Source organism: Kitasatospora sp. SC0581 (assembly GCF_048159585.1).
Taxonomy (GTDB): Bacteria; Actinomycetota; Actinomycetes; order Streptomycetales; family Streptomycetaceae; genus Kitasatospora.
This window is the reverse complement of record NZ_JBLRWA010000049.1, coordinates 1-22,257: the sequence shown is the minus strand read 5'-3', so window position 1 is coordinate 22,257 and position 22,257 is coordinate 1. Positions and strand designations below refer to the sequence as shown.

17 protein-coding genes are annotated in these 22,257 nt (G+C 72.4%); 13 read left to right on the top strand and 4 right to left on the bottom strand.

Annotated features, from left to right (window positions below; translation table 11 throughout):
* The first annotated feature begins 9 nt into the window (after positions 1-9).
* The gene (locus ACLWS4_RS36325; RefSeq protein ID WP_416876363.1) at positions 10-939 is read left to right on the top strand and encodes a LysR family transcriptional regulator; all 930 of its coding nucleotides are present in this window, start codon (positions 10-12) and stop codon (positions 937-939) included.
* Between the two features lie 48 nt (positions 940-987).
* Here the strand turns inward: ACLWS4_RS36325 and ACLWS4_RS36320 are convergent, their stop codons facing one another.
* From ACLWS4_RS36320 to ACLWS4_RS36310, 3 genes are all read right to left on the bottom strand, one after another.
* The gene (locus ACLWS4_RS36320; RefSeq protein ID WP_416876362.1) at positions 988-2,178 is read right to left on the bottom strand and encodes an MFS transporter; all 1,191 of its coding nucleotides are present in this window, start codon (positions 2,176-2,178) and stop codon (positions 988-990) included.
* A gap of 165 nt (positions 2,179-2,343) precedes the next feature.
* Positions 2,344-2,601, bottom strand: a complete 258-nt coding sequence (locus tag ACLWS4_RS36315) for a ferredoxin (RefSeq protein WP_074005728.1) — start codon at positions 2,599-2,601, stop codon at positions 2,344-2,346.
* A complete protein-coding gene (locus ACLWS4_RS36310; protein ID WP_387829669.1) occupies positions 2,598-3,812 on the bottom strand; it encodes a cytochrome P450 in 1,215 nt (404 codons plus the stop codon). Before ACLWS4_RS36310 ends, ACLWS4_RS36315 begins: the two co-directional genes overlap by 4 nt.
* 654 nt (positions 3,813-4,466) lie before the next feature.
* Between ACLWS4_RS36310 and ACLWS4_RS36305 the strand changes: the two genes are divergently transcribed.
* The 11 genes from ACLWS4_RS36305 to ACLWS4_RS36255 all read left to right on the top strand — a co-directional run bounded on the left by ACLWS4_RS36305 (position 4,467) and on the right by ACLWS4_RS36255 (position 15,519).
* Positions 4,467-5,552 (top strand): S-(hydroxymethyl)mycothiol dehydrogenase, encoded by a 1,086-nt coding sequence (locus tag ACLWS4_RS36305; RefSeq protein ID WP_074005727.1) that lies wholly within the window; start codon positions 4,467-4,469, stop codon positions 5,550-5,552.
* Positions 5,549-6,178 (top strand): MBL fold metallo-hydrolase, encoded by a 630-nt coding sequence (locus tag ACLWS4_RS36300; RefSeq protein WP_117492917.1) that lies wholly within the window; start codon positions 5,549-5,551, stop codon positions 6,176-6,178. Before ACLWS4_RS36305 ends, ACLWS4_RS36300 begins: the two co-directional genes overlap by 4 nt.
* A 61-nt stretch (positions 6,179-6,239) precedes the next feature.
* Positions 6,240-6,641, top strand: a complete 402-nt coding sequence (locus ACLWS4_RS36295; RefSeq protein ID WP_380780923.1) for a pyridoxamine 5'-phosphate oxidase family protein — start codon at positions 6,240-6,242, stop codon at positions 6,639-6,641.
* 798 nt (positions 6,642-7,439) lie between these two features.
* Entirely contained in the window at positions 7,440-8,471 is a 1,032-nt protein-coding gene (locus ACLWS4_RS36290) for a TauD/TfdA family dioxygenase (RefSeq protein WP_074005725.1), read from the top strand.
* Entirely contained in the window at positions 8,468-10,276 is a 1,809-nt protein-coding gene (locus ACLWS4_RS36285) for a non-ribosomal peptide synthetase (RefSeq protein WP_416876361.1), read from the top strand. The genes ACLWS4_RS36290 and ACLWS4_RS36285 overlap by 4 nt, the downstream gene beginning before the upstream one ends.
* Positions 10,273-11,043: a thioesterase II family protein gene (locus tag ACLWS4_RS36280; protein WP_416876360.1), complete on the top strand. Its 771-nt coding sequence runs from the start codon at positions 10,273-10,275 to the stop codon at positions 11,041-11,043. The genes ACLWS4_RS36285 and ACLWS4_RS36280 overlap by 4 nt, the downstream gene beginning before the upstream one ends.
* On the top strand, positions 11,040-11,540 hold the full coding sequence (locus ACLWS4_RS36275; protein WP_074005722.1) for a cobalamin B12-binding domain-containing protein: 501 nt from the start codon (positions 11,040-11,042) through the stop codon (positions 11,538-11,540). The genes ACLWS4_RS36280 and ACLWS4_RS36275 overlap by 4 nt, the downstream gene beginning before the upstream one ends.
* Positions 11,537-12,832, top strand: a complete 1,296-nt coding sequence (locus tag ACLWS4_RS36270; protein ID WP_074005721.1) for a methylaspartate mutase — start codon at positions 11,537-11,539, stop codon at positions 12,830-12,832. The genes ACLWS4_RS36275 and ACLWS4_RS36270 overlap by 4 nt, the downstream gene beginning before the upstream one ends.
* Before the next feature lie 62 nt (positions 12,833-12,894).
* Positions 12,895-13,896: an asparagine synthetase A gene (locus ACLWS4_RS36265; protein ID WP_375875693.1), complete on the top strand. Its 1,002-nt coding sequence runs from the start codon at positions 12,895-12,897 to the stop codon at positions 13,894-13,896.
* Positions 13,893-15,221 carry a glutamate synthase-related protein gene (locus tag ACLWS4_RS36260; RefSeq protein ID WP_416876359.1) on the top strand — a complete coding sequence of 443 codons (1,329 nt, stop codon included), beginning with the start codon at positions 13,893-13,895 and terminating at the stop codon, positions 15,219-15,221. Before ACLWS4_RS36265 ends, ACLWS4_RS36260 begins: the two co-directional genes overlap by 4 nt.
* Before the next feature lie 97 nt (positions 15,222-15,318).
* Entirely contained in the window at positions 15,319-15,519 is a 201-nt protein-coding gene (locus ACLWS4_RS36255) for an MbtH family protein (protein ID WP_049652209.1), read from the top strand.
* 179 nt (positions 15,520-15,698) lie between these two features.
* On the opposite strand, the gene ACLWS4_RS36250 is transcribed toward ACLWS4_RS36255, so the two are convergent.
* Entirely contained in the window at positions 15,699-16,913 is a 1,215-nt protein-coding gene (locus ACLWS4_RS36250; RefSeq protein ID WP_074003531.1) for an IS110 family transposase, read from the bottom strand.
* A gap of 239 nt (positions 16,914-17,152) precedes the next feature.
* On the opposite strand from ACLWS4_RS36250, the gene ACLWS4_RS36245 reads away from it, so the two are divergent.
* Positions 17,153-22,257 (top strand): amino acid adenylation domain-containing protein (locus ACLWS4_RS36245; protein WP_416876358.1); only part of this gene is annotated, 5,105 nt, incomplete at its 3' end.

The following is a 22,257-nucleotide window of genomic DNA, read 5'->3' as shown; positions in this document are numbered from 1 at the left end:
ACTGCCGAGGTGGAACGACCGACGCCGGCCCCCGGAGCCTCCGGGACTCCCGTCCTGCCCGAGCTGCCGCTGCAGGAGCTGGAGTGCTTCGCCGTCCTCGTCCACCAGTTGCACTTCGGGCGGACGGCGGAGCGCCTCGGCGTCTCGCAGGGGCGGGTCTCCCAGCTGATCAAGCGCCTGGAGAGCAGGGTCGGCGCACCGGTGTTCCAACGGACCAGCCGCCGGGTCGAGTTGACCGGACTGGGGCGGGCGCTGGCCGAGCAGGTGGTGCCCGCCTTCGAGCGGCTCCGGGAGGGCTACGACGCGGCCCGGGCCGCCGCGGCCACCGCGCGGCCGCTGCGGCTGGGCTTCCAGTGCGCGGTGTACGAGCCGGTCGCCCGGGTGCTCGCGCGCCTGCCGGAGGGCACGGTGCAGCTGGTCGAACTGCCGTGGGCGGACCCGTTCTCGCACCTCGCCCGGGGCGAGGTGGACCTGGCGATCGTGCTCGCCCCGTGCCGGGAGCCGGGCCTGGACGTGCTGATGGAGTTCTCCCGCCAGCCGGTGTACCTGGCGGTCTCCGCCGAGCGGCGCCTCGGCGGGGCGGACGGCGCGGACGGGGTGGGCGCGGAGGAGCTGGCCGGGGTGCCGCTGATCGAGCCGCGCGGCCCGGCGCCCGAGTACTGGCGGTGGGCGCAGGCGCCCCGGCGGACGCCGGGCGGGCGCGAGCTGGCCTACCCGTCGGGTGCGGCCACCATCCAGGAGGGCCTGTCGATGGTGGCCGGCACCCGTCAGGGGCTGCTGCTGTGCGAGCGCAGCACGGCGTACGTCCGGCGGCCGGACATCCGCTTCCTGCCGGTGCCCGGGCTGGAGCCGACGGCGCTGGAGGTGGTCCAGCACGAGCGGCGGCCGCACCGGCTGGCGGCCGGGTTCGTCGAGCTGCTGGCCGGGCTCCTCGACTGAGCCCGCGGGGAATCAGACGGGCCGGCCGGGCCGGTGATCGGGCCGCCGTCAGGGCCGCCGGTCGTCGGGCCGGGAGAGCAGGGCGATCAGCAGTCCGACGGCCGCCAGCCCGGCCGCGGTGAGCAGGACGGCGCGGTTCCCGGCCCGGTCGACGACCAGTCCGCCGGCGAAGGAGCCGAGCGCGATGCCCGCGTTGAACACGCCCGCCCAGACCGCCGCCGAGGCCTCGATCCGGGCCGGGTCGGCGGTGCGGACCCAGGCCTGGGTGGAGACCGACACCCCGCCGTACGAGGCGCCCCAGACGACCAGGACGAGCAGGACGGTGACGACGCCGCCGGCGTACGCGAGCAGGGCGGCGGCCAGGGCGACCCCGGCCAGGGCGAGGGCGACGGCGGTCTTCGGGCGGCGCCCGGACAACGGGCCGAGGGTGAAGTTCCCGGCGACGCCCGCGAGTCCGTACACCAGCAGGCAGGCGGCGATCACGCCGGTGCTCAGGCCCGCGTCGGCTTCGAGGACCGGGCGGATGTAGGTGTAGCCGGCGAAGTGTCCGAGCACGACGAACGCGGTGATCGCGATCCCGGCGGCGACGCCCCGGTGGCGCAGGGCGCCGGCCAGTCCGCCGAGCCGTCCGCGCTCGTGCACGGGCAGCGCGGGCAGGGTGGCGGCGAGGACGGCGGCGGAGGCGGCGCCGAGCAGGGCGAGCGCCCAGAACGCGGCGCGCCAGTCGAGCAGCGCGGCCAGGTAGGTGCCCAGCGGGACGCCGAGGACCGAGGCGATGGAGACGCCGGAGAAGATCAGCGTCATGGTGAGCGCGAGGCGCGGGCCGTCGGCGAGGCGCGGGCCGACGCTCGTGGCGAGGCCCCAGACGATGCCCATGGCGGCGCCGAGCAGGACGCGGCCGGCGGCCAGCACCGCGAAGTCCGGCGCCAGCGCGGTGACCGCGTCGGCCAGGCCGAGCAGCAGCATGAAGGCGACCAGGACGGTCCGGCGGTCGCGCGCGCCGACGAGCAGCGGGGCGAAGGGGGAGAGGGCGGCGGCGATCAGGCCGGTGATGGTGAGGGAGAGGCCGGTGACCCCGTCGGTGACCCCGAGGCTGTGGGACATCGGGGTGAGCAGGCCGACCGGCATCATCTCGGAGGACACCACGGTGAAGGTGGCGAGTGCGACGGCGAGGACCGGGGGCCAGCGGTGCGCGGTGGGTGGGGCGGCTGGTGGGGCGGGGGCTTCGGCGTTTGTCATGGGGCCAGCCCACCAGCGGGCGGCGGGGCCGAACAAGATCGATAAGCTCATCGACCCATGAGCCCGGCTAATCGGTTGACAGTGCCGGGAAGGCCTGGCGGCTTCGGGAAGCGCGCCGGCGGCGCCCGCCGCGAACTCCCGCGGTCGGGCGCCACCGGCGCCGGGTCACTCCGCCGGAGCGATCCGGTAGCCGCCGCGCGCCGAGTGGAGGCTGAGCGCCTCGACCGGGCAGTAGTCCACGGCCTCGCTCAGCCCGTCCGTCAACTCCGCGCCGCCGTCCGCGTACCCGGCCAGCGGCGCGGCCAGTCCGTCCGCGCCGAGGGCCAGCGAGTCGGGGGCGCTGAGGGCGCACATCCCGGAGCCGATGCAGCGGTCCCGGTCGACCCGGACGAGCACCGGATCGGTGTCCGCGCGGCCCGTCACCAGACCACCCGCAGGGAGTTCGGGCTGCGGGTGAGCAGGCCGCGCCGCCAGTCGATCCGCTCGACCGGGTCGGCCAGCCGCAGCGAGGGCAGCCGGCGGGCCAGCCGGTGCAGGGCGAGTTCCAGCTCCATCCGGGCCAGCCAGGCGCCCAGGCAGTGGTGCGGGCCGGCGCCGAAGGTGAGGGTGGGAGCGGCCAGCGGGGAGAACAGCTCGGTGCGCAGGTCCCCGGTGAAGATCTCCGGGTCGTGGTTGGCGGCGGCCGCGTCGGCGGCGACCACGCTGCCGGCCGGGATGACCACGCCGCCGATCTCGACGTCCTCGACGGTGCGGCGCATCAGCCCGGGCAGGTGCTCCTGGGGGTCGCCGAGCGGGACGGCGCGCAGCAGCTGCTCGGTCGCGGCGACGGCGCTGGCCTCGTCGGAGGCGAGCCGCTGCCAGGCCTCGCGGTCGTCCTGGAGCAGGTAGACCAGGGCGTTGCCGAGGCTGGTCATGGTGGTCTCGTGGCCGGCCACGACCAGGCCGATGACCAGCGCGACCAGCTGGCCCTCGGTGATCGAGCCGTCCTCGGCGGCGGCCGCGAGCAGGCCGCTGACCAGGTCCTCGCCGGGGGCGGCCCGGCGCTGGGCGATCACCTCGGAGCCGAAGGCGGCGAACTCGGTCATCGCGGTGGCGATCGCCTCGGCGCTGTAGGCGGTGGCGGAGAGCGCGTGGTCGCTCCAGTGCGCGAGCCGCTTGCTGTCCAGGTTGTCCAGGTTCATCAGCCGGCTGATCACCGCGACCGGCAGCGGGCGGGAGTAGCCCGCGATGATGTCGGCGGGGGAGCCGTGGTCGATCAGCTCGTCGATCAGCGACTCGACGGCCGAGGCCACCCACGGCCGCCAGCGCTCGATCGCGCGCGGGGTGAAGGCCCGCTGCACGGTGCGGCGCAGCCGCTGGTGCTCGGTGCCGTCGATGTTCAGCATGCTCTGGGGATCGTCCAGGATGTTGGGCGTGACCGTGACCGGCGGGGCGTCCGGCGCGTAGAGCGGGGCGCGGCCCAGCCGCGGGTCGGTCAGCACCTGGCGCACGTCGGCGTGCCGGCTGACCAGCCAGACCGGCGTGCCGGTGGGCAGCGCGGCGAGGCGGGGCGGGCCGGGTTCGAGCCGGCGCATGCAGTGCAGCGGGGGGAGCGGGGCGGTGCCGGCGCTGGTCGCACTGTTCTCGGTGGACATCCGTACTCCAGACTCCAGGACGGTGGGCCGCGGGGCGCGACCCGACGGGGGGTGAATCCGGGGATGGTGCGGGGGACGGGTGATGCGGCCGGCTGGCGGCTCGACACGGGCCGGGGTTCGGTCGGGCTCCTACGGGGGGAATTGCGGGGGTCTGGCGCGAAATGTGCGGGGGCGCACGGTCGGTGCGCATCCGGCGCGGCCGGCGCAGGGTCACGCGCCGACGGGTGGGGCGGGTGTGCTGAGCGTGGTCGCTTGGACCGTCTCAGCTACGACCGTACGTGGCTCGCGGGGCGCCCGTCTGCGGCACTTCCAGCCAACGCCGGTGCTTTCCGGGCACTTCGAGGCGCACGGACGGGCGCTCAGTGCCACCTGTGCGCCCCCACCGCCACGGCCGCGCCGGACTGTCGCCGGGCCCCCGGCGGATACCCGGCCGGCACGTGCCACCGGAGAGGTCGTGAGCCGCCGCGACGGCGGCGGACCGGCTGTCGGCGGGTGGGGCGGGTCCCTAGCACACCGCGCCGCGGAGGATCGCCCCGGGCGCTCCGCCGGTGGTCGGCCGGGTGGGCGATACGCTTCGTGGGCAGTTCGTCTTGCAGTCGTTTGTCGCAGGTCAGACCGGTGCAGAGCCGCACCGGCAGACGGAGGTGGAATCGGATGCCCCAGCAGGTCAAGGCAGTCATCGCGCGCGCCAAGGGCGCGCCCGTGGAGGTGGCCACGATCGTGGTGCCGGACCCTGGCCCGGGTGAGGCGGTGGTCCGGATCCAGGCGTGCGGCGTCTGCCACACCGACCTCCACTACCGGGAGGGCGGCATCAACGACGAGTTCCCGTTCCTGCTCGGCCACGAGGCCGCGGGCATCGTGGAGTCGGTCGGCGAGGGCGTCACCGAGGTCGAGCCCGGTGACTTCGTGGTCCTCAACTGGCGCGCGGTGTGCGGCCAGTGTCGCGCGTGCAAGCGGGGCCGCCCGCAGTACTGCTTCAACACCCACAACGCCAAGCAGCGGATGACGCTGCTGGACGGCACCGAGCTGTCCCCGGCGCTGGGCATCGGCGCGTTCGCCGAGAAGACCCTGGTCGCGGCCGGCCAGTGCACCAAGGTGGACCCGGCGGCCGAGCCGGCCGTCGCGGGCCTGCTGGGCTGCGGCGTGATGGCGGGCCTCGGCGCCGCGATCAACACCGGCAACGTCGGCCGGGGCGACTCGGTCGCGGTCATCGGCTGCGGCGGCGTCGGCGGCGCGGCCGTGATGGGCTCCCGGCTGGCGGGCGCGGCGAAGATCATCGCCGTCGACATCGACGACCGCAAGCTGGAGACCGCCCGCAAGCTGGGCGCCACCCACACCGTCAACTCCCGCACCACCGACGCGGTCGAGGCGATCCGCGAGCTGACCGGCGGCAACGGCGCGGACGTGGTGGTCGAGGCGGTCGGCCGCCCGGAGACGTACAAGCAGGCCTTCTACGCCCGCGACCTGGCCGGCACCGTCGTCCTGGTCGGTGTGCCGACCCCGGAGATGACGCTGGAGCTGCCGCTGCTCGACGTCTTCGGCCGCGGCGGCGCGCTGAAGTCCTCCTGGTACGGCGACTGCCTGCCCTCGCGGGACTTCCCGATGCTCGTCGACCTCTACCTCCAGGGCCGCCTGGACCTCGGCGCCTTCGTCACCGAGACCATCGGGCTGGACGCCGTGGAGCAGGCCTTCGAGCGCATGCACCAGGGCGACGTCCTCCGTTCGGTGGTGATCCTGTGACCGCGCGGATCGACCGGCTGGTGACCGCCGGGACCTTCGAACTCGACGGCGGCAGCTGGGAGGTGGAGAACAACGTCTGGATCGTCGGGAACGACGAGGAGGCGGTGGTGATCGACGCCGCGCACGACGCCGAGGCCATCGAGGCCGCGCTCGGCGGGCGCCGGCTGCTGGCGATCGTCTCCACCCACGCGCACAACGACCACATCGACGCGGCCCCGGCCCTCGCCGACCGCACCGGTGCGCCGATCCTGCTGCACCCGGACGACCTGCCGCTGTGGAAGCTCACCCACCCCGAGCGGCTGCCGGACGGCGAACTGGCCGACGGCCAGCGGATCGAGGTGGCGGGCACCGAGCTGACAGTGCTGCACACCCCGGGCCACGCGCCGGGCGCGGTCTGCCTGTACGCGCCCGCGCTGGGCACCGTCTTCACCGGCGACACCCTGTTCCAGGGCGGTCCCGGTGCCACCGGCCGGTCGTTCTCACACTTCCCGACGATCGTCGACTCGATCCGCGAGCGGCTGCTGACGCTCCCGGCCGAGACCGTGGTGCGCACCGGCCACGGCGACCCGACCACCATCGGCGCCGAGGCCCCGGCCCTGCCGGAGTGGATCGCGCGCGGGCACTGACGCCGCTGCCCGCACGGCCCCCGGGGAACGACCGTTCCCCGGGGGCCGTACGATCGCGGGCATGGCCCACGACCCGCGCGACCTCGACGAATCCTTCCTCGCCTTCTGGCGGGAACGGCACATCTCCACGCTGACCACCACCCGCCCGGACGGCACGCCGCACGTGGTGCCGGTCGGTGTGACGTACCAGCCGGAGACGGGGACCGCCCGGGTGATCACCAGCCGTACCAGCCGCAAGGCCCGCAACGTCGCGGTGGCCGGGCCGGAGGGCCTGCGCGTTGCGGTCTGCCAGGTCGCCGGGGCCCGCTGGTCGACCCTGGAGGGCGTGGCGGTCGTCCGTGAGGAGCCCGAGCAGGTCGCCGAGGCGGAGCGCCGGTACGCCGAGCGCTACCGCGAGCCGCGGGTCAACCCGGACCGGGTGGTCATCGAGATCGCCGTCGACCGCGTCCTCGGGCGGGCCTGAGCGCGCCGGCCGGGAGGGACGGGCCCGGGCCGGCCGCTGCTCCGGAGGACGGGCCCGAGCGTGCCCGCTCCGGAGGGCGGCCCGGGCGCCGCTGTTCCGGAAGCGGAACTCCGGCTTCTGGTACCGGTGTTGCCGCCGTTGCCGGACGGGCGACGGCGGTGTCCCGTCGTCCTCAGCACGGGAAGTGCCCCATACGGTAAGGGAATCGTCACTGTCGGTGACGTGAATGTGACATTAAAGATTCCGAACTTGCCTCTGCTACTTCTTCCACGGCAGCGCATTGGTGTGATCTGATTGGCGGTGCACGGTCAATGCGAGGCGATGGGGGAGTACTGCACCCGCCTCGGCAGCTCGGGGGAACGACACCGGGTGCGCGATTCCGCCGCACCTGAATGTGAGCACTCGGGAGGGGGGAATGGATCGGTGTGCGGGTGTGCCGGACGGCAGCCCGACGTTCTCCGGTCGGAGCTACGGTACCGGTAGTCCGCACGTGCGGCCAGGGGTGGCCTGACGGTCCCGGGTAGCGGCTCGTCGACGCCTTTTCGGGCGTTGCGGAGCCGGCCTCTTGGGCTGCCCATTCACTGCCGCCGGTGGCGGAAACAGCGACACCCCGCCGAACCGTCCTGATGTCGGCCCTTGAACCGGGCCGCGCGAATTCCCTGGCGACCCGGCACGACGACCCCCCGCGGGTCGATGACCGTGTTCTCGGGTCAGAGGTTCTGATCACGATTCAACTTGCCCCGGGGCGACCGCGGAACCACGCCGTGGCGCTCCGTCATGAGGAAGGTGCATCGAGTCATGTCTTCTGCAAGCACCGCGCCACAAGAACTGGAATGGACCGTCGAGGAGGGCAAGCCGGCGACCCTGGTCGTCCCTCGATTCGAAGGCGCCGAAGCGGCCTGCGCGTGGCTGAACGCGCTCCTGCCCGACCTCCGTACCGCGCTTCAAAGGTACGGCGCGCTGTACCTGCGCGGCCTCCCGGTCGCCTCCGTCGAGGACTTCGCGCTCGTCCGGGACGTCCTCATCCCGCAGCGGACGCCCTACCGGGAGAAGGCGACGCCGCGCAGCAGCTTCGGCAACGACGTCTACTCGTCCACCGACCTGCCGCCGGCCCAGTCGATCCGGATGCACAACGAGAACAGCTACACCCTGACTTTCCCCGGGCTCCTGATGTTCGCCTGCCTCATCGCCCCCGAGGAAGGCGGGGCGACGCCGGTGGCGGATTGCCGGGAGGTCCTGCGGCACCTGCCCGCCCCCCTGGTCGAGCGCATTCGCTCCCACGGCTGGACCCTGCACCGGAGCTACTCCGAACACATCTCCGTGAGCTGGGAAAAGGCATTCGCGACCGAGCGCCGCGAGGACGTCGAGCAGTACTGCGCGGAGAACCTGATCTCCTGCCGCTGGGACGGCGAGGGAAATCTGAAAACGGTGCAGCGGCGGCCCGGTATCGTCCGGCACCCGGCCACCGATGAGGAGGTCTGGTTCAACCACATGGCCTTCTGGAATTCCTGGTCATTGGACGAGGAACTCCGCGAGACGCTCCTGGACGAATTCGGCGCGGACGGCCTGCCGTTCGAAACCGGCGTGGCCGACGGGAAGCCCCTGACCCGGGACGAGCTCGAGCTCATCAACACCGCCTACGCCGAGGCCACGGTGCGTCAGGCCTGGCAGCCGGGCGACGTCATGCTCGTCGACAACGTGCTCACGGCGCACGGCCGCGACCCGTTCCGGGGCGACCGGAAGATCGTCGTCGCGATGGGCAACCCCGTCGAGCTCGACGACTGCCGGCCCACCGTGGCGGCCTCGGCGGAGACCGGCGGTGCCGCGTGAGCATCACCGAGGAGCCCCTGGCCCCGGCGGCCAGGACCGCACCCGTCGACCCGATGGTCCGCTTCCGGCGGGCGGTCGAATCGACCCCGGACCGGATGGCCGTACGCGGGACCGACCGCACCCTGACCTTCGCCGAACTCGACCAGGACGTACGGCAGTTGGCCGGGCGGCTGGCCGAGCTCGGGCTCGGCCGCGGCGCCCGGGTGGGCGTCAGCATGCACCGCGGCGCGGACCTCGTCGTCGCCCTGCTCGCCGTGTGGCGGATCGGCGGCGCCTACGTGCCGCTGGACCCGGCCTACCCGCAGGAGCGCCTCACCCACATGGTGACGAGCGCCGGCCTGCGGACCGTCCTGGCGGAGCCCGGCAACGGTCCCGCCTGGCCCGCCGGAGTCGACGTCCTCACCCTCGCGGACGCCCTCGCCGCGCCGACCGCGGACACGCCGGCGGCACAGGCCGCCGCGGCCGACCCGGCGTACGTGATCTTCACCTCCGGCTCGACCGGGACGCCCAAGGGCGTCGAGGCCACCCGGGGCGGCGTGGCCGCGCTCGCCGCGGACCTCGAGGACGCCGGCTTCTACGCCGACCGGCCGCGCGTGGTGGCCTGGAACGCGAGCATCTCCTTCGACGCCTCCGTCCAGCAGTGGGCCCGGATCTGCCGGGGCGACAGCATCGTGGTGATCGGCGAGAACGAGCGCACCGACCCGGCCGTGCTGCGCGCCCTGCTCGACGAGCACGCCGTCGACGACCTGGACCTGACGCCCTCGCACTGGGAGGTGCTGCACGAGGCCCTCCTCGCCCCCACCGCCGACGGCCGCGTGCTGCGGCTGTTCATGGGCGGCGAGCCGGTGCCGGCCGAGGTCTGGCGGGAGCTGGGCGAGGCCCGCGCCGCCGGGACGGTCGAGGCGATCAACCTGTACGGCCCCACCGAGTGCACGGTGGACGCCACCGCGGGCTGGATCACCGGCGAGGGCCCGCACATCGGCCTCCCGCTGCCCGGGTTCACCGCCCACGTGCTCGACGAGCACCTGCGCGCCGCGCCCGTCGGCGAGCCGGGCGAGCTCTACCTGGCCGGGCCCTCCGTGACCACCGGCTACGTCGGCCGGCCCGCGCTGACCGCGCAGCGGTTCGTCGCCGATCCGACCGGCACCGGCCGCCGGATGTACCGCACCGGCGACCGGGTGCGGCTGCGCCCGGACGGCGCCATCGACTACCTCGGCCGGGTCGACCGGCAGATCAAGATCCGCGGCTACCGGGTGGAACTGGGCGAGATCGAGGCCGCGCTCGCCGCGCACCCGGGGGTCAGGACCGCCGCCGTCGTCCTGCACGGCACCGCGACCGCCGGCGACCAGCTGGTCGGGTACGTCGTCCCGGAGGGCGGGAGCGCCCCGCACACCCGGGAGCTCCAGGAGCACCTGGGCGGCCTGCTGCCGTCGTTCATGGTCCCGTCGGCCTTCGTCACGCTGGAGGCCATGCCGCTGAGCGTGAACGGCAAGGTGGACCACCGGGCCCTGCCCGCCGTGGACGAGGCCCTGTGGGCCGACGGCGGCCAGGAGGCGGGGGATGAGCCGCAGGGCGAGTTCGAGACCCTGATCGCCGGCGTGTGGTCCGAGGTGCTCGGCCGGCCGCGGATCAGTCCCACCGACAACTTCTTCTCGCTGGGCGGCCACTCGCTCATCGCGCTGCGCGTCATCGGCCGGCTGAAGAAGCAGTTCGGCATCACCGTGTCCACGAAGGAGGTCTACCAGCACCCCGAACTGCGCGGGCTGGCGGCCTTCGTGGAGTCCCGTCGGACGGAGGGCAAGTGAACACCGCACAGGACACCACCGTCATCAGCATCCGGCGCCCGGAGGGAGCCGCGCTGACGCTGATCTGCCTGGGCTTCTGCGGCGGCGGGACGGCCTCCTACCACCTGTGGGGCGACGCCGTCCCGGCCGACATCGCCCTGTCGGCGATCTGCTACCCGGGCCGGGAGGGCAGGTTCCTGGAGGACTTCGCCACCGACTGGGAGGAGCTGGCCCAGGACGCCACCGCGGCCGTGCTCTCCGCCGTCGACGGCCCGTACGTGCTCTTCGGGCACAGCATGGGCGGCTGGATGGCCTTCGACGTCGCCGCGCGGATCGAGAGCGCCGGCGGGCCGCTGCCGCTGAACCTGGTCGTCTCCTCGGCCAACGCGCCCGCCCGCGGGCTGACGCCCCGCGACATGTTCCCGTCCCAGCAGGACGACGACGACGGCCTGCTGCTCTGGATGAAGACCCACGGCCTGATGCCGGCGCACGTCCTGGAGGACCCCGAACTCCAGGAGATGGCCGTCGAGTTGATGCGCGCCGACATCCGGGTCCGGGACACCTTCCGGTACACCGAGGGCGCCACCGTCAGCATGCCGGTGCAGATGCTCTCGGGCGCCGACGACGACGTCATCGAGGCCAACGCGGGCGAGCAGTGGCGCGCGCTGGCCCTGGGCGAGTACCGCCACGACGTCCTTCCCGGCGGGCACTTCTACACCCCGGAGGTCTGGAAGACCCTGCCCTCCAGGATCGCCGCCCTCGACCCGAGCAAGAGGAGCCGGCGGTGAGCACCGACGCCACCCTCGACGTGATCGTCAGCGGCACCGAGTCGGACTCCCACACCTGGAACCTCGTCTTCCTCCAGCTCCAACTGGAGGACTGGGGACACCGGGTGCGCAACCTCGGCCCGTGCCTGCCGGGCGCGGAACTGGCGGCGGAGTGCCGGCGCGAGGCCCCCGACCTCATCGTGCTCAGCAGCGTCAACGGCCACGGCGAGAGCGACGGGCTGTCCGCCGTCGCGGAGCTGCGCGCCGTCCCGGAGCTCGCCGACACGCCGATCGTCATCGGCGGGAAGCTCGGCACCGGCCGGCAGCTGCAGGCCGGGGCGGGCGGCGGGGGCGGCGAGTCCATGACGCGCCGGCTGCTGGACGCCGGGTTCTCCGCGGTCTTCCACGAGTCGGCCGGACTGCCGGAGTTCGAGCGGTACGTCTCCGCCCTCGGCGCCGTGAAGGCGGGGCGGACCGGCCGCGTCCTGGAGGAGCTCCGCGCCGCCCCCACGCCATGAACGACGCGCCGGCCAACGCGTTCGCCGACTTCGTCCGACGGTCGCACGCCCGGGGCAACCTGGTGGTGCAGCCGCGGATGGGCTTCGGCGACCCGCTGGCCATGCGGGAGGGGCTGGTCGCCGTCAAGGCGGCCAACGCCACCACGGTCGGCACGATCACCCTCGACAGCTACACCCGGCTCGGCAAGCTCGCCGACGCCCGGCGGGCCGTCGACGGTGGCGGCGACCTCAACGGGTACCCGATCAGGACCCACCCCCCGGCGACCAACCGGGGGGTGCTGGAGGGCGTGCGCGAGCGCGACTTCCCGGTCCAGGTGCGGCACGGCTCGGCCAGCCCCTACGGCATCATCGCCGCCTCGCTGGAAGCGGGGCTCGACACCACCGAAGGCGGCCCGGTCTCCTACTGCCTGCCGTACGGCCGCCTGCCGCTGCGCGAGGCGGTGCGGAACTGGGAACGGTCCTGCGAGCTGATGGTCCGGGCCCGCGACGGCGAGGTCGAACCGCACGTCGAGACCTTCGGCGGCTGCATGCTCGGCCAGCTCTGCCCGCCCAGCCTGCTGGTGGCGATCAGCGTCCTGGAAGGCGTGTTCTTCCGCCAGCACGGACTGCGCAGCATCTCGCTGAGCTACGCGCAGCAGACCAACGCCGAGCAGGACCGGGAGGCGGTGCTGGCCCTGCGCCGGCTCGCCGACGCGCTGCTGCCGGACGTCGACCGCCACATCGTGATCTACAACTACATGGGGGTCTACCCCGGTACCCGCTCCGGTGCCCTGCTGCTGCTGGAGCAGGCCGCCGAGCTGGCGGTCCGCACCGGGGCGGAGCGGCTCATCGTCAAGACGGCGGCCGAGGCGCACCGCATCCCCACCGTCCGGGAGAACGTCGAGGCCCTGGAGATCGCGGCGCTGGCCGCACAGAACGCGGGCGGATCGGCGCCGGCCGACACCGGGGCGGGCAGCGAGGTCCTGGACGAGGCGACCGCGCTCGTGGACACCGTCCTCGGCCTGAACACGGACGTGGGCGCCGCCCTGGTGGAGGCGTTCGCCCGGGGACTGCTGGACGTCCCGTACTGCCTGCACCCGGACAACGCCGGGCGGGCCAGGAGCTACATCGAGTCCGACGGGCGGCTGCGCTGGTCGCACACCGGCGCCCTGCCCGTCCGGCCGTCCGGGCGATCCGCCGGCGACCGCTCGATGAGCGCCTCGGACCTGCTCCGGGCCCTGTCCCACGTGGCGCGGTCGTTCGACGAGCGCGCCGCCACCACGCTGGACCGGCTCCCCGGGATCCCAGGCTGAACCCCCTGCCACAACCGCAGAACCAGAGACCGCAGGACCAGAGAACCGAAGGAAGAGACCCCTTGACCAGCGAGTTCGAGTCTGCACGGCCCGGTGCACTGCCGGACCACCTCAAGAACCCCGTGACCCGGTCCGTGCTGCGGATCCAGAACCAGATCGTCCAGGCGGGGCGCGAACTACTCCTCAGTGAAGGGTTCGTGGAGCTGCTGCCGCCGATCATCGGACCGGTGACGGACCCGGGCGGCCGGGGCGCCAAGCAGGTGGACGTCGACTTCTACGGCCACCGCTACAAGCTGATGACCAGCGCGATCCTCTACAAGCAGGCGTCGCTGCTCGCCTTCGACAAGGTGTTCTACGTCGCGCCGAACGTCCGGCTCGAACCCCTGGAGACCGCGAACATCGGCCGCCACCTGGCGGAGTTCCACCAGTTCGACGTGGAGATCGCCGGCGCCACCCAGCAGGACGCGATGGGGGTGGCGCAGTCCATCGTGACCGCGGCGGTCGAGCGCGTGGTGCGGACGCTGGGCGACGACCTGGACGCCCTCGGCCGCGACGCGGACGCCTTCACCCCGCTGCTCACCCGCGACACCCCCTTCGAGCGGATCAGCCACGGCGAGGCGATGGCCGAGCTGGCGCGGTTGGGCCACGAGCAGAACCACGACGCGGAGATCGACTGGCAGGGCGAGGGCCTGCTCTCGCACAAGTCCGACGCACCGTTCTTCATCGTCGACTACCCCAAGGGCTCACGCGGCTTCTACGACCGCGAGGACCCGCAGCGCCCGGAGGTCCTGCGCAACTTCGACCTCATCGCCCCCGAGGGCTTCGGCGAACTGATCAGCGGCAGCGAGCGGGAGTTCGACTACGCGCGGATCATCGCCCGGATGCGGGAGAGCGGCGAGAACCCGGCCAAGTACGAGTGGTACCTGAAGATGGTCCGCGAGGGCATCCCGGGCAGCGCCGGCTTCGGGATCGGCATCGAGCGGCTCACCCGCTACGTCGCCGGGCTGGACGCGGTCTGGCAGGCCACCCCGTTCCCGAAGGTCCCCGGGGTGGTCTCGCCGTGAGTGGGGTGCTGAGCGCCCCGGGGTTCCCGGAGGCCGCGATCCGGTCCCGGGCCAGGGAGGGCGCCGCCCGCGCGTTCCCCTCGACGGACGGCTACGGCCTGACGCTGTTCGGCGCCGGCGGCACGGGCGGCGACGCACGGTCGGTGGCGCCCCGCGGCGGGGACGCGCTGGACGCGATGCGCCTGGTCCCGCCGGTCTTCGTGCCCCAGCGGCTGGAGAAGCTCACCGACCTGGCCCGCGAACCGCTCTACGGCGACGTCGAACTCGCCACCGACATCGGCGGGTTCCGCTCGGCGCTGCCGGTGTACGTGTCGGCCTTCGGCTCCACCCAGGTCGCCTCCTCCGGACTGGGCCTGGCGGCCAGCCGCCAGGCCGGACGCCTGGGCATCCCGCTGGTCATCGGCGAGAACGTGGTGCCGACCAACGGCTTCGCCGGCGCCTCCGGCAGCGGTTCCGCCGACGCCTCCGCCGACACCGGCGACAGCATGCTCGCCCGGCTGCGCGCCTACGAGCAGGAACTCCCGGACGAAATGGGCGGGTTGGCGTTCCAGCAGAGCACCGAGGACGCGGACGCCGAGGTGTGGAACCAGATCTACAGCGCCCCGGCCGCGAAGGCGCTGCTGGAGTCCGGCCGCCTGGCCTTCGAACTCAAGGTGGGGCAGGGCGCCAAGCCCGGGCTCGGCGGGATGACGGTGCTGAAGCGCTCGGTGGCGGCGCAGCTGGCGGATCGGTACAGCACCGACGAGAGCGTCTTCGCCGACGGGCAGGGCGAGGACGACCGGGTACTGCGGTCCAGCAGCCCGGGCACGTTCACGGCGGAGATCCTGCGCCAGCAGATCCGGTTCATGCGCAACAACTATCCGCGCGCGCGGATCTGGGTGAAGCTCCCGCCCGGGCGCGACATCCACGAGGCGGCGGTCGTGGCCTGGGCGAGCGGCGCGGACTCGGTGACCGTGGACGGCGCCGAGGGCGGCAGCGGCTGGGCGCCCAGCAGCTTCCTCGACCAGGTGGGCCTGCCGCTGGGCGAGTGCCTGCGCCGGCTGGGGCCGCCGTCCAGGTCGAACTGCCTGCTGGCCTCGGGTCGGATGTGGGAGGGCGCCCGGGCCGCGAAGGCCCTGGCGCTCGGCGCCCGCGCCGTCGGGCTGGGCCGGGCGGCCCTGCTCGCGGCGGACGAGGACCCGCAGGACGGCATCGCCCGGCTGGTCACCTGCCTCGCCTTCGAACTGCGGCTGCTGATCAGCGCGTTGGGCAAGTACACGCCCGCCGCCCTGGACCCGGAGGACGTCTGGCTCCCGGAAACGGCCGGGCCGTACCTCCACCCGTAGGACACGGGGGGACGACCCGTCGCTTGCGTGAACGTCCGATCCGTCCATCCCGCACGTCCTGTGCATCCCGTGCATCCCGTACAGAAGGAGAACCGCTGTGACGAACCCGTTCGAGGACGCCGAGGGCCGCTACCTGGTCCTGGTCAACGACCAGAACCAGCACTCCCTGTGGCCGAACGTGCTCGCGGTCCCGGCCGGCTGGACCACGGCCTTCGGCGAGAACGACCGCCAGGCCTGCCTCGAGTACATCGAGCAGCACTGGACCGACCTGGCGCCGCGCCCGACGACGGTCGGCTGACCCGCGGTTCCGGACCCCTTTTCCTCCATTCCGTTCGCACACCCGCGTGCGGCCCCGGCCAGGTGACGAGGCACCTGGCCGGGGCGGCCGGTCACGCGCATCGATCACCGCCGGATAGGCACCAGAGGGAGATTCCCAATGATGTTGTCAAGCCAGGGCGGTGACGCCTCGTGACTGCCTTACTGCGCTGGGGCGGCGTTCTTGGGCGCAACTGCATCGAAGGTGCGGCTGTCGCGTATGAGGGCCCAGAGCACGTTGAGACGGCGCCTGGCGAGGGCCAGGACGGCCTGCTTGTGGGACTTGCCCTCGTCGCGCTTGCGCCGGTAGAACGCCTTCGAGACGGGGCAGTGGACAGCGGCGACCTGGGCGGAGAGGTAGAACATCCGCAGGAGTCTTCGGCTGTAGCGGCGGGGCCGGCGGAGGTTGCCGCTGACCTTGCCGGAGTCGCGGGGCACGGGGGCGAGGCCGGCGACCCCGGCGAGGCGGTCGGGACTGCCGAAGGCGGCCATGTCGCCGCCGGTGGCGGCGATGAACTCGGCGCCGAGCATGTCGCCGATGCCGGGCATGCTGGTGATCACCTCGGCGTGGGGGTGCTCGCGAAACCGGCCCTCGATCAGGGCTTCGAGCTCGGCGATCTCCTGGTCGAGGGACATCACCTCCCTGGCCAGGGTGTGGACCATCCTGGCGGCGGTCTTCTCCCCGGGAACGGCGGTGAACTGGGCCTCGGCGGCCGTGACCGCGGCTTCGGCCGTGCTCTTCGCCGTGGGCGCGGTGCGCACGCCATGACTCTTCAGCCAGGCCGCCAGTCGGGCCCGACCGATGCGCCGGAGTGCGGCCGGCGTCCGGTAGCCCGTCAGCAGCACGAGGGCGCTCTTGGAGACGCTGTAGTCGAAGGCCCGTTCCAGGGCCGGGAAGTACTCCAGCATCTGGGCGCGCAGCCGGTTGATGGCACGGGTGCGGTCGGCGGACAGGTCCATGCGGCGGGCGGTGAGGATCTTCAGATCGACTGCGATCTCGCCGGCCTGGTCCAGCGGTTGCAGGTCGCGGCGCATGCGGGCGGTGTCGGCGATGACGAAGGCGTCCTTGGCGTCCGTCTTCCCGTTGCCCCGGTAGGCGGCCGAGGCGTGGTGCACGGTTCTGCCGGGGATGTAGAGCAGCTTCTGCGAGTGGTTGACCAGGAGCGCGATCCACAGCGCGGCGCCGCCCGCGTTCAGGTCCACCGCCCACGTCACCGGGTTGCCGTCGGCCAGCTCCAGGACGTCGCTGAGCAGTTCCAGCAGTTCGGCCTCGTTGTTCGGCACCCGGCGGGAGAGCACCGTCTTCCCGTCCGTGTCGATCGCCGTGCAGTGGTGCTCGGCCTTGCCCGCATCCGTCCCGGCCCACAGTTCGGGCATCCAGTCCTCCTCGCTCGACGTGCCTGTTCACAGTCCCAGCAGACGACCTCGCCGACATGTCCATACGAGCGATCTTGTTCCGCGCATCCCAATCAGCGGCCGAGTCGTCGCGGGATGCCGGGCGGCCAATCTCCCTCAGCCACGGACGCGGCAATGACATGACAGCCACACCCGGCATCCCTGGGTGCCCTGATCTTACGAATGACCAGAACGATCCCACGAAGAAAGGTATGGATGTCATGGCTCAGCAGATGGAACCGACGACCGGGCAGAAGGACACGGCCGAGGGCGGTCGCGCTCCCGAGTCGGCGCAGGAACAGCTCCTGTGCGGCCTCTTCGCCGAGGTCCTCGGGCTGCCGTCGGTGGGAGTCGATGACAACTTCTTCGCCCTGGGCGGCCATTCGGTCATCGCGACCCGGCTGATCAGCCGCATCCGCAGCACGCTCGGCGCGGAGCTCGGCATCCGGGACCTGTTCCGGAACCCGACCGTGGCCCGGGTGGCGGAGAAGCTGAAGGAGGGGCGTCCGGCGCGTCCGGCGTTGGTGGCGGGGGAGCGGCCGGAGGTGCTGCCGCTGTCGTTCGCCCAGCAGCGGCTGTGGTTCCTGGACCAGTTGGAGGGTGCGTCCGCGACGTACAACAGCCCGTTCGTGTTCCGGCTGCACGGGGCGGTGGACGTCGAGGCGCTGAGCGGGGCGATCGGTGACGTGGTCGGGCGGCACGAGGCGCTGCGGACGGTCTATCCGGCGGTCGACGGGCAGCCCCGCCAGGTGGTGCTGCCCGCGGGGGACGTCGAGGTGCCGTTCAGGGCCGAGCCGTGCACGGCGGAGGAGCTGGCGGAGCGGATCTCCGCCGAGGCCCTCGCCGCGTTCAACCTGTCCACCGGGCTGCCGTTGCGGGTGGTGCTGTTCACGGTCGCCGAGGGCGAGTCGGTGCTGGTGGTGACCTTGCACCACATCGCGAGTGACGGTTGGTCGATGGAGCCGTTGTGGGAGGGGGTGGCGTCGGCGTACCGGTCCCGCCTGGCGGGGGTTGCTCCGGAGTGGTCGCCGTTGCCGGTGCAGTACGCGGATTACACGTTGTGGCAGCAGGGCCTGTTGGGTGGGGTCCTGGAGCGGCAACTCGCCTACTGGTCGGAGGTGTTGAGGGATGCGCCGCAGGAGGTGGCGCTGCCGTTGGACCGGCCTCGGTCGGGGCTGGCTTCGCGTGCGGGTGGTCTGGTGGAGTTCGGGCTGGACGCGGAGCTGCACGCGGAGTTGGATGCGTTGGCGCGTCGGCACGGCGTGACGCTGTTCATGGTCCTGCACGCGGGCCTGGCGGCTCTGCTGTCGCGCCTGGGCGCGGGGACGGACATCCCCATCGGCACGGTGGTGGCGGGGCGTTCGGACGAGGCGTTGGACGAGCTGGTCGGGTTCTTCGTGAACACGCTGGTGCTGCGGACGGATGTGTCGGGTGCGCCGACCTTCGGTGAGTTGCTGGGGCGGGTCCGGGACACGGATCTGGCGGCGTTCACCCACCAGGACCTGCCGTTCGAGCGCCTGGTGGAGGAGCTGAACCCCGTCCGCTCCGCGTCGGTGCACCCGTTGTTCCAGGTGATGCTGGTCCTGCAGAACAACAGCGAGTGCAGTCTCCAACTCCCGGGCCTGGTCGTGGAGCCGGAGTGCTCTGTGGCTGCCCCGGCCCGGTTCGACCTCAACCTGAGCTTCTCCGAGCACCACGACGCCGCCAACAGGCCGGCCGGCATCCGGGCCGAACTGCGCTACGCCGCCGACCTCTTCGACCACGGCACCGTCGCCACCTTCGCGGAGCGTCTGCGCCGGGTGCTGGCCGCGATGGTCGCGGATCCGGACGGGTCGGTGGGGTCGGTTGAGGTGTTGGTGGGTGGCGAGCGTGAGTTGGTCGTGTCGGGGTGGGGTGGTGGTGGGGGTCCGGTGCCGGCGGGGACGGTGTCGGGGTTGTTCGGGGAGCAGGTGGTGCGGGCTCCGGGTGCGGTGGCGGTGGTGGATGGTGATCGCCGGTTGTCGTACGGGGAGTTGGATGTTCTGTCGGATCGGATGGCCGCGCGGTTGGTGGAGTCCGGTCTGGTGCGGGGTGGGTTGGTGGGGGTGTGCCTGGGGCGTGGTGCGGATCTTGTGGTGGCGTTGTTGGGTGTGTTGAAGGCGGGTGGTGGTTACACGCTGTTGGATCCGGAGTTTCCGCGGGAGCGGTCGGCGTTGGTGGTGGCCGAGGCGGGTGTGGGTCTGGTGGTGTCGAGTACGGGGCTGCGGGAGTCCGTCGAGGGGATCGCCGAGCGTGTGCTGTGGATGGATTCGCCCTGGGAACCGGCGGAGGAGTCGGCCGGGGTGGTGGTGCCGTCGGTGGTGGTGGGTCCGGAGGATGTGGCGTGTGTGATGTTCACGTCGGGTTCGACGGGTCGGCCGAAGGGTGTGGTGGCGCCGCATCGGGCGTTGGTGGGGACGTATCTGGGGCAGGAGTATTGCGAGTTCGGTCCGGGTGAGGTGTTTCTGCAGTGCTCGCCGGTGTCGTGGGACGGGTTCGCGCTGGAGTTGTTCGGTGCGTTGTTGCATGGTGCGGTGTGTGTGTTGCAGCCGGGGCAGAATCCGCAGCCGGCGGTGATCGAGAAGTTGGTGGTGGAGCATGGTGTGACGATGCTCCAGTTGTCGGCGAGTCTGTTCAATTTCCTGGTGGATGAGCATCCGGGGGCGTTTGCGGGGGTTCGGACGGCGTTCACGGGTGGTGAGGCCGGTTCGGTGGCGCATGTGGCGAAGGTGCTGGGCTTGTTTCCGGGGTTGCGGGTGGGCAACGGGTACGGGCCGGCGGAGAGTATGGGCTTCACGACGTGCCACGCGGTGACCGAGGAGGATCTGGGGTCGTCGTCGTTGCCGATCGGGCGTCCGGTGGGCAACAAGCGGGTGTTCGTGTTGGACGAGTGGTTGCGTCCGGTGCCGGCGGGTGTGGTGGGTGAGGTGTATGCGGCGGGGGCCGGTCTGGCGCACGGGTATGTGGGTCGGGCGGGGCTGACGGCGGAGCGGTTTGTGGCGAATCCGCTGGGTGCGGTGGGTGAACGGATGTACCGGACGGGCGACTTGGGTCGTTGGCGTGCGGACGGGGTGCTGGAGTATGTGGGGCGTGCGGACGACCAGGTGAAGATCCGGGGCTTCCGGGTCGAGCCGGGCGAGGTCGCGGCGGTCCTGTTGGCGCACGAGGCGGTGGCGCAGGCCGCGGTCGTGGCACGCGAGGACCGGCCGGGCGACAAGCGCCTGGTCGGCTACGTCGTCCCGGTGAACGGTCGGGACGTGGACGCGGCGGAACTGCGTCACTTCCTGGTCAAGCGTCTGCCGCGGCACATGGTGCCGTCGGCGGTGGTGGTGCTGGAGGCGCTGCCGATCACCCCGAACGGCAAGCTGGACCAGCGCGCGTTGCCCGCACCTGCCGCCACCGCCGTCGAGCCGGGCGGACGCGCACCGCGCTCGGTGCAGGAGGAACTGCTCTGCGGCATCTTCGCGGAGCTGCTGGGCCTGCCGTCGGTGGGGATCGACGACGACTTCTTCGCGCTGGGCGGGCACTCGCTCCTCGCGGCCCGGCTGATCAGCCGGATCCGCAGTACCTTCGGCGCCGAACTCGGCATCCGCGACCTGTTCGACGCCTCCACGGTCGTCGGCGTCGCCGAGAAGCTGAAGGAGGGGCGGCCGGCGCGGCCGGCGTTGGTGGCGGGTGAGCGGCCGGAGGTGCTGCCGCTGTCGTTCGCCCAGCAGCGGCTGTGGTTCCTGGATCAGCTCGAAGGCGCTTCCGCCACCTACAACAGCCCGTTCGCGTTCCGTCTCCACGGCTCGGTGGACGTCGAGGCGCTCCGCGCGGCGATCGGCGACGTGGTCGGCCGGCACGAGGCCCTGCGGACGGTCTATCCCGCGGTCGACGGCCGGCCGCGTCAGCTGGTCCTGCCCGCCCAGGACGTCCAGGTGCCCTTCACGGTCGTGGAGTGCGGGAGCGACGCGCTCGACGAGGCAGTGCGCGGGGCCGCGTTCACGCCGTTCGACCTGTCCACCGATCTGCCCGTACGGGTGGTGTTGTTCAGGCTCGGCGAGGGCGAGTCGGTGCTGGTGGTGACCTTGCACCACATCGCGAGTGACGGTTGGTCGATGGAGCCGCTGTGGGAGGGCGTGGCGTCGGCCTACCGCGCGCGCCTGGCCGGGGTTGCTCCGGAGTGGTCGCCGTTGCCGGTGCAGTACGCGGATTACACGCTGTGGCAGCAGGGTCTGCTGGGTGGTGTCCTGGACCAGCAACTCGCCTACTGGTCGGAGGCGTTGCGGGATGCGCCGCAGGAGGTGGCGCTGCCGTTGGACCGGCCTCGGTCGGGGGTGGCTTCGCGTGCGGGTGGTCTGGTGGAGTTCGGGCTGGACGCGGAGCTGCATGCGGAGTTGGAGGGGTTGGCGCGTCGGCACGGCGTGACGCTGTTCATGGTCCTGCACGCGGGCCTGGCGGCTCTGTTGTCGCGCCTGGGCGCGGGGACGGACATCCCCATCGGCACGGTGGTGGCCGGGCGTTCGGACGAGGCCTTGGACAAGCTGGTCGGGTTCTTCGTGAACACGCTGGTGTTGCGGACGGATGTGTCGGGTGCGCCGACCTTCGGTGAGTTGCTGGGCCGGGTCCGGGACACGGATCTGGCGGCGTTCACCCACCAGGACCTGCCGTTCGAGCGTCTGGTGGAGGAGCTGAACCCCGTCCGCTCGGCGTCGGTACATCCGCTGTTCCAGGTGATGCTGGTCCTGCAGAACAACAGCGAGGGAAGCCTCCAACTCCCGGGCATCACCCTGGAATCGGAGACCTTCGACACGGCTCCGGCCCGGTTCGACCTCAACTTCGCCTTCACCGAGGCCTGGGCTGCCGATGGCACGCCCGGTGGGATCCAGGTGGAGCTGCAGTACGCCGCGGACCTCTTCGACCACGGCACGGTGGAGGTGCTGGGCCGTCGTCTCGGTTCGCTGTTGACCGCCATGGTCGCGGATCCGGAGCAGTTGGTCGGGTCGGTTGAGGTGTTGGTGGGTGGCGAGCGTGAGTTGGTTGTGTCGGGGTGGGGTGGTGGTGGGGGTCCGGTGCCGGCGGGGACGGTGTCGGGGTTGTTCGGGGAGCAGGTGGTGCGGGCTCCGGGTGCGGTGGCGGTGGTGGATGGTGATCGCCGGTTGTCGTATGGGGAGTTGGATGTTCTGTCGGATCGGATGGCCGCGCGGTTGGTGGAGTCCGGTCTGGTGCGGGGCGGGTTGGTGGGGGTCTGCCTGGGGCGTGGTGCGGATCTTGTGGTGGCGTTGTTGGGTGTGTTGAAGGCGGGTGGTGGTTACACGCTGTTGGA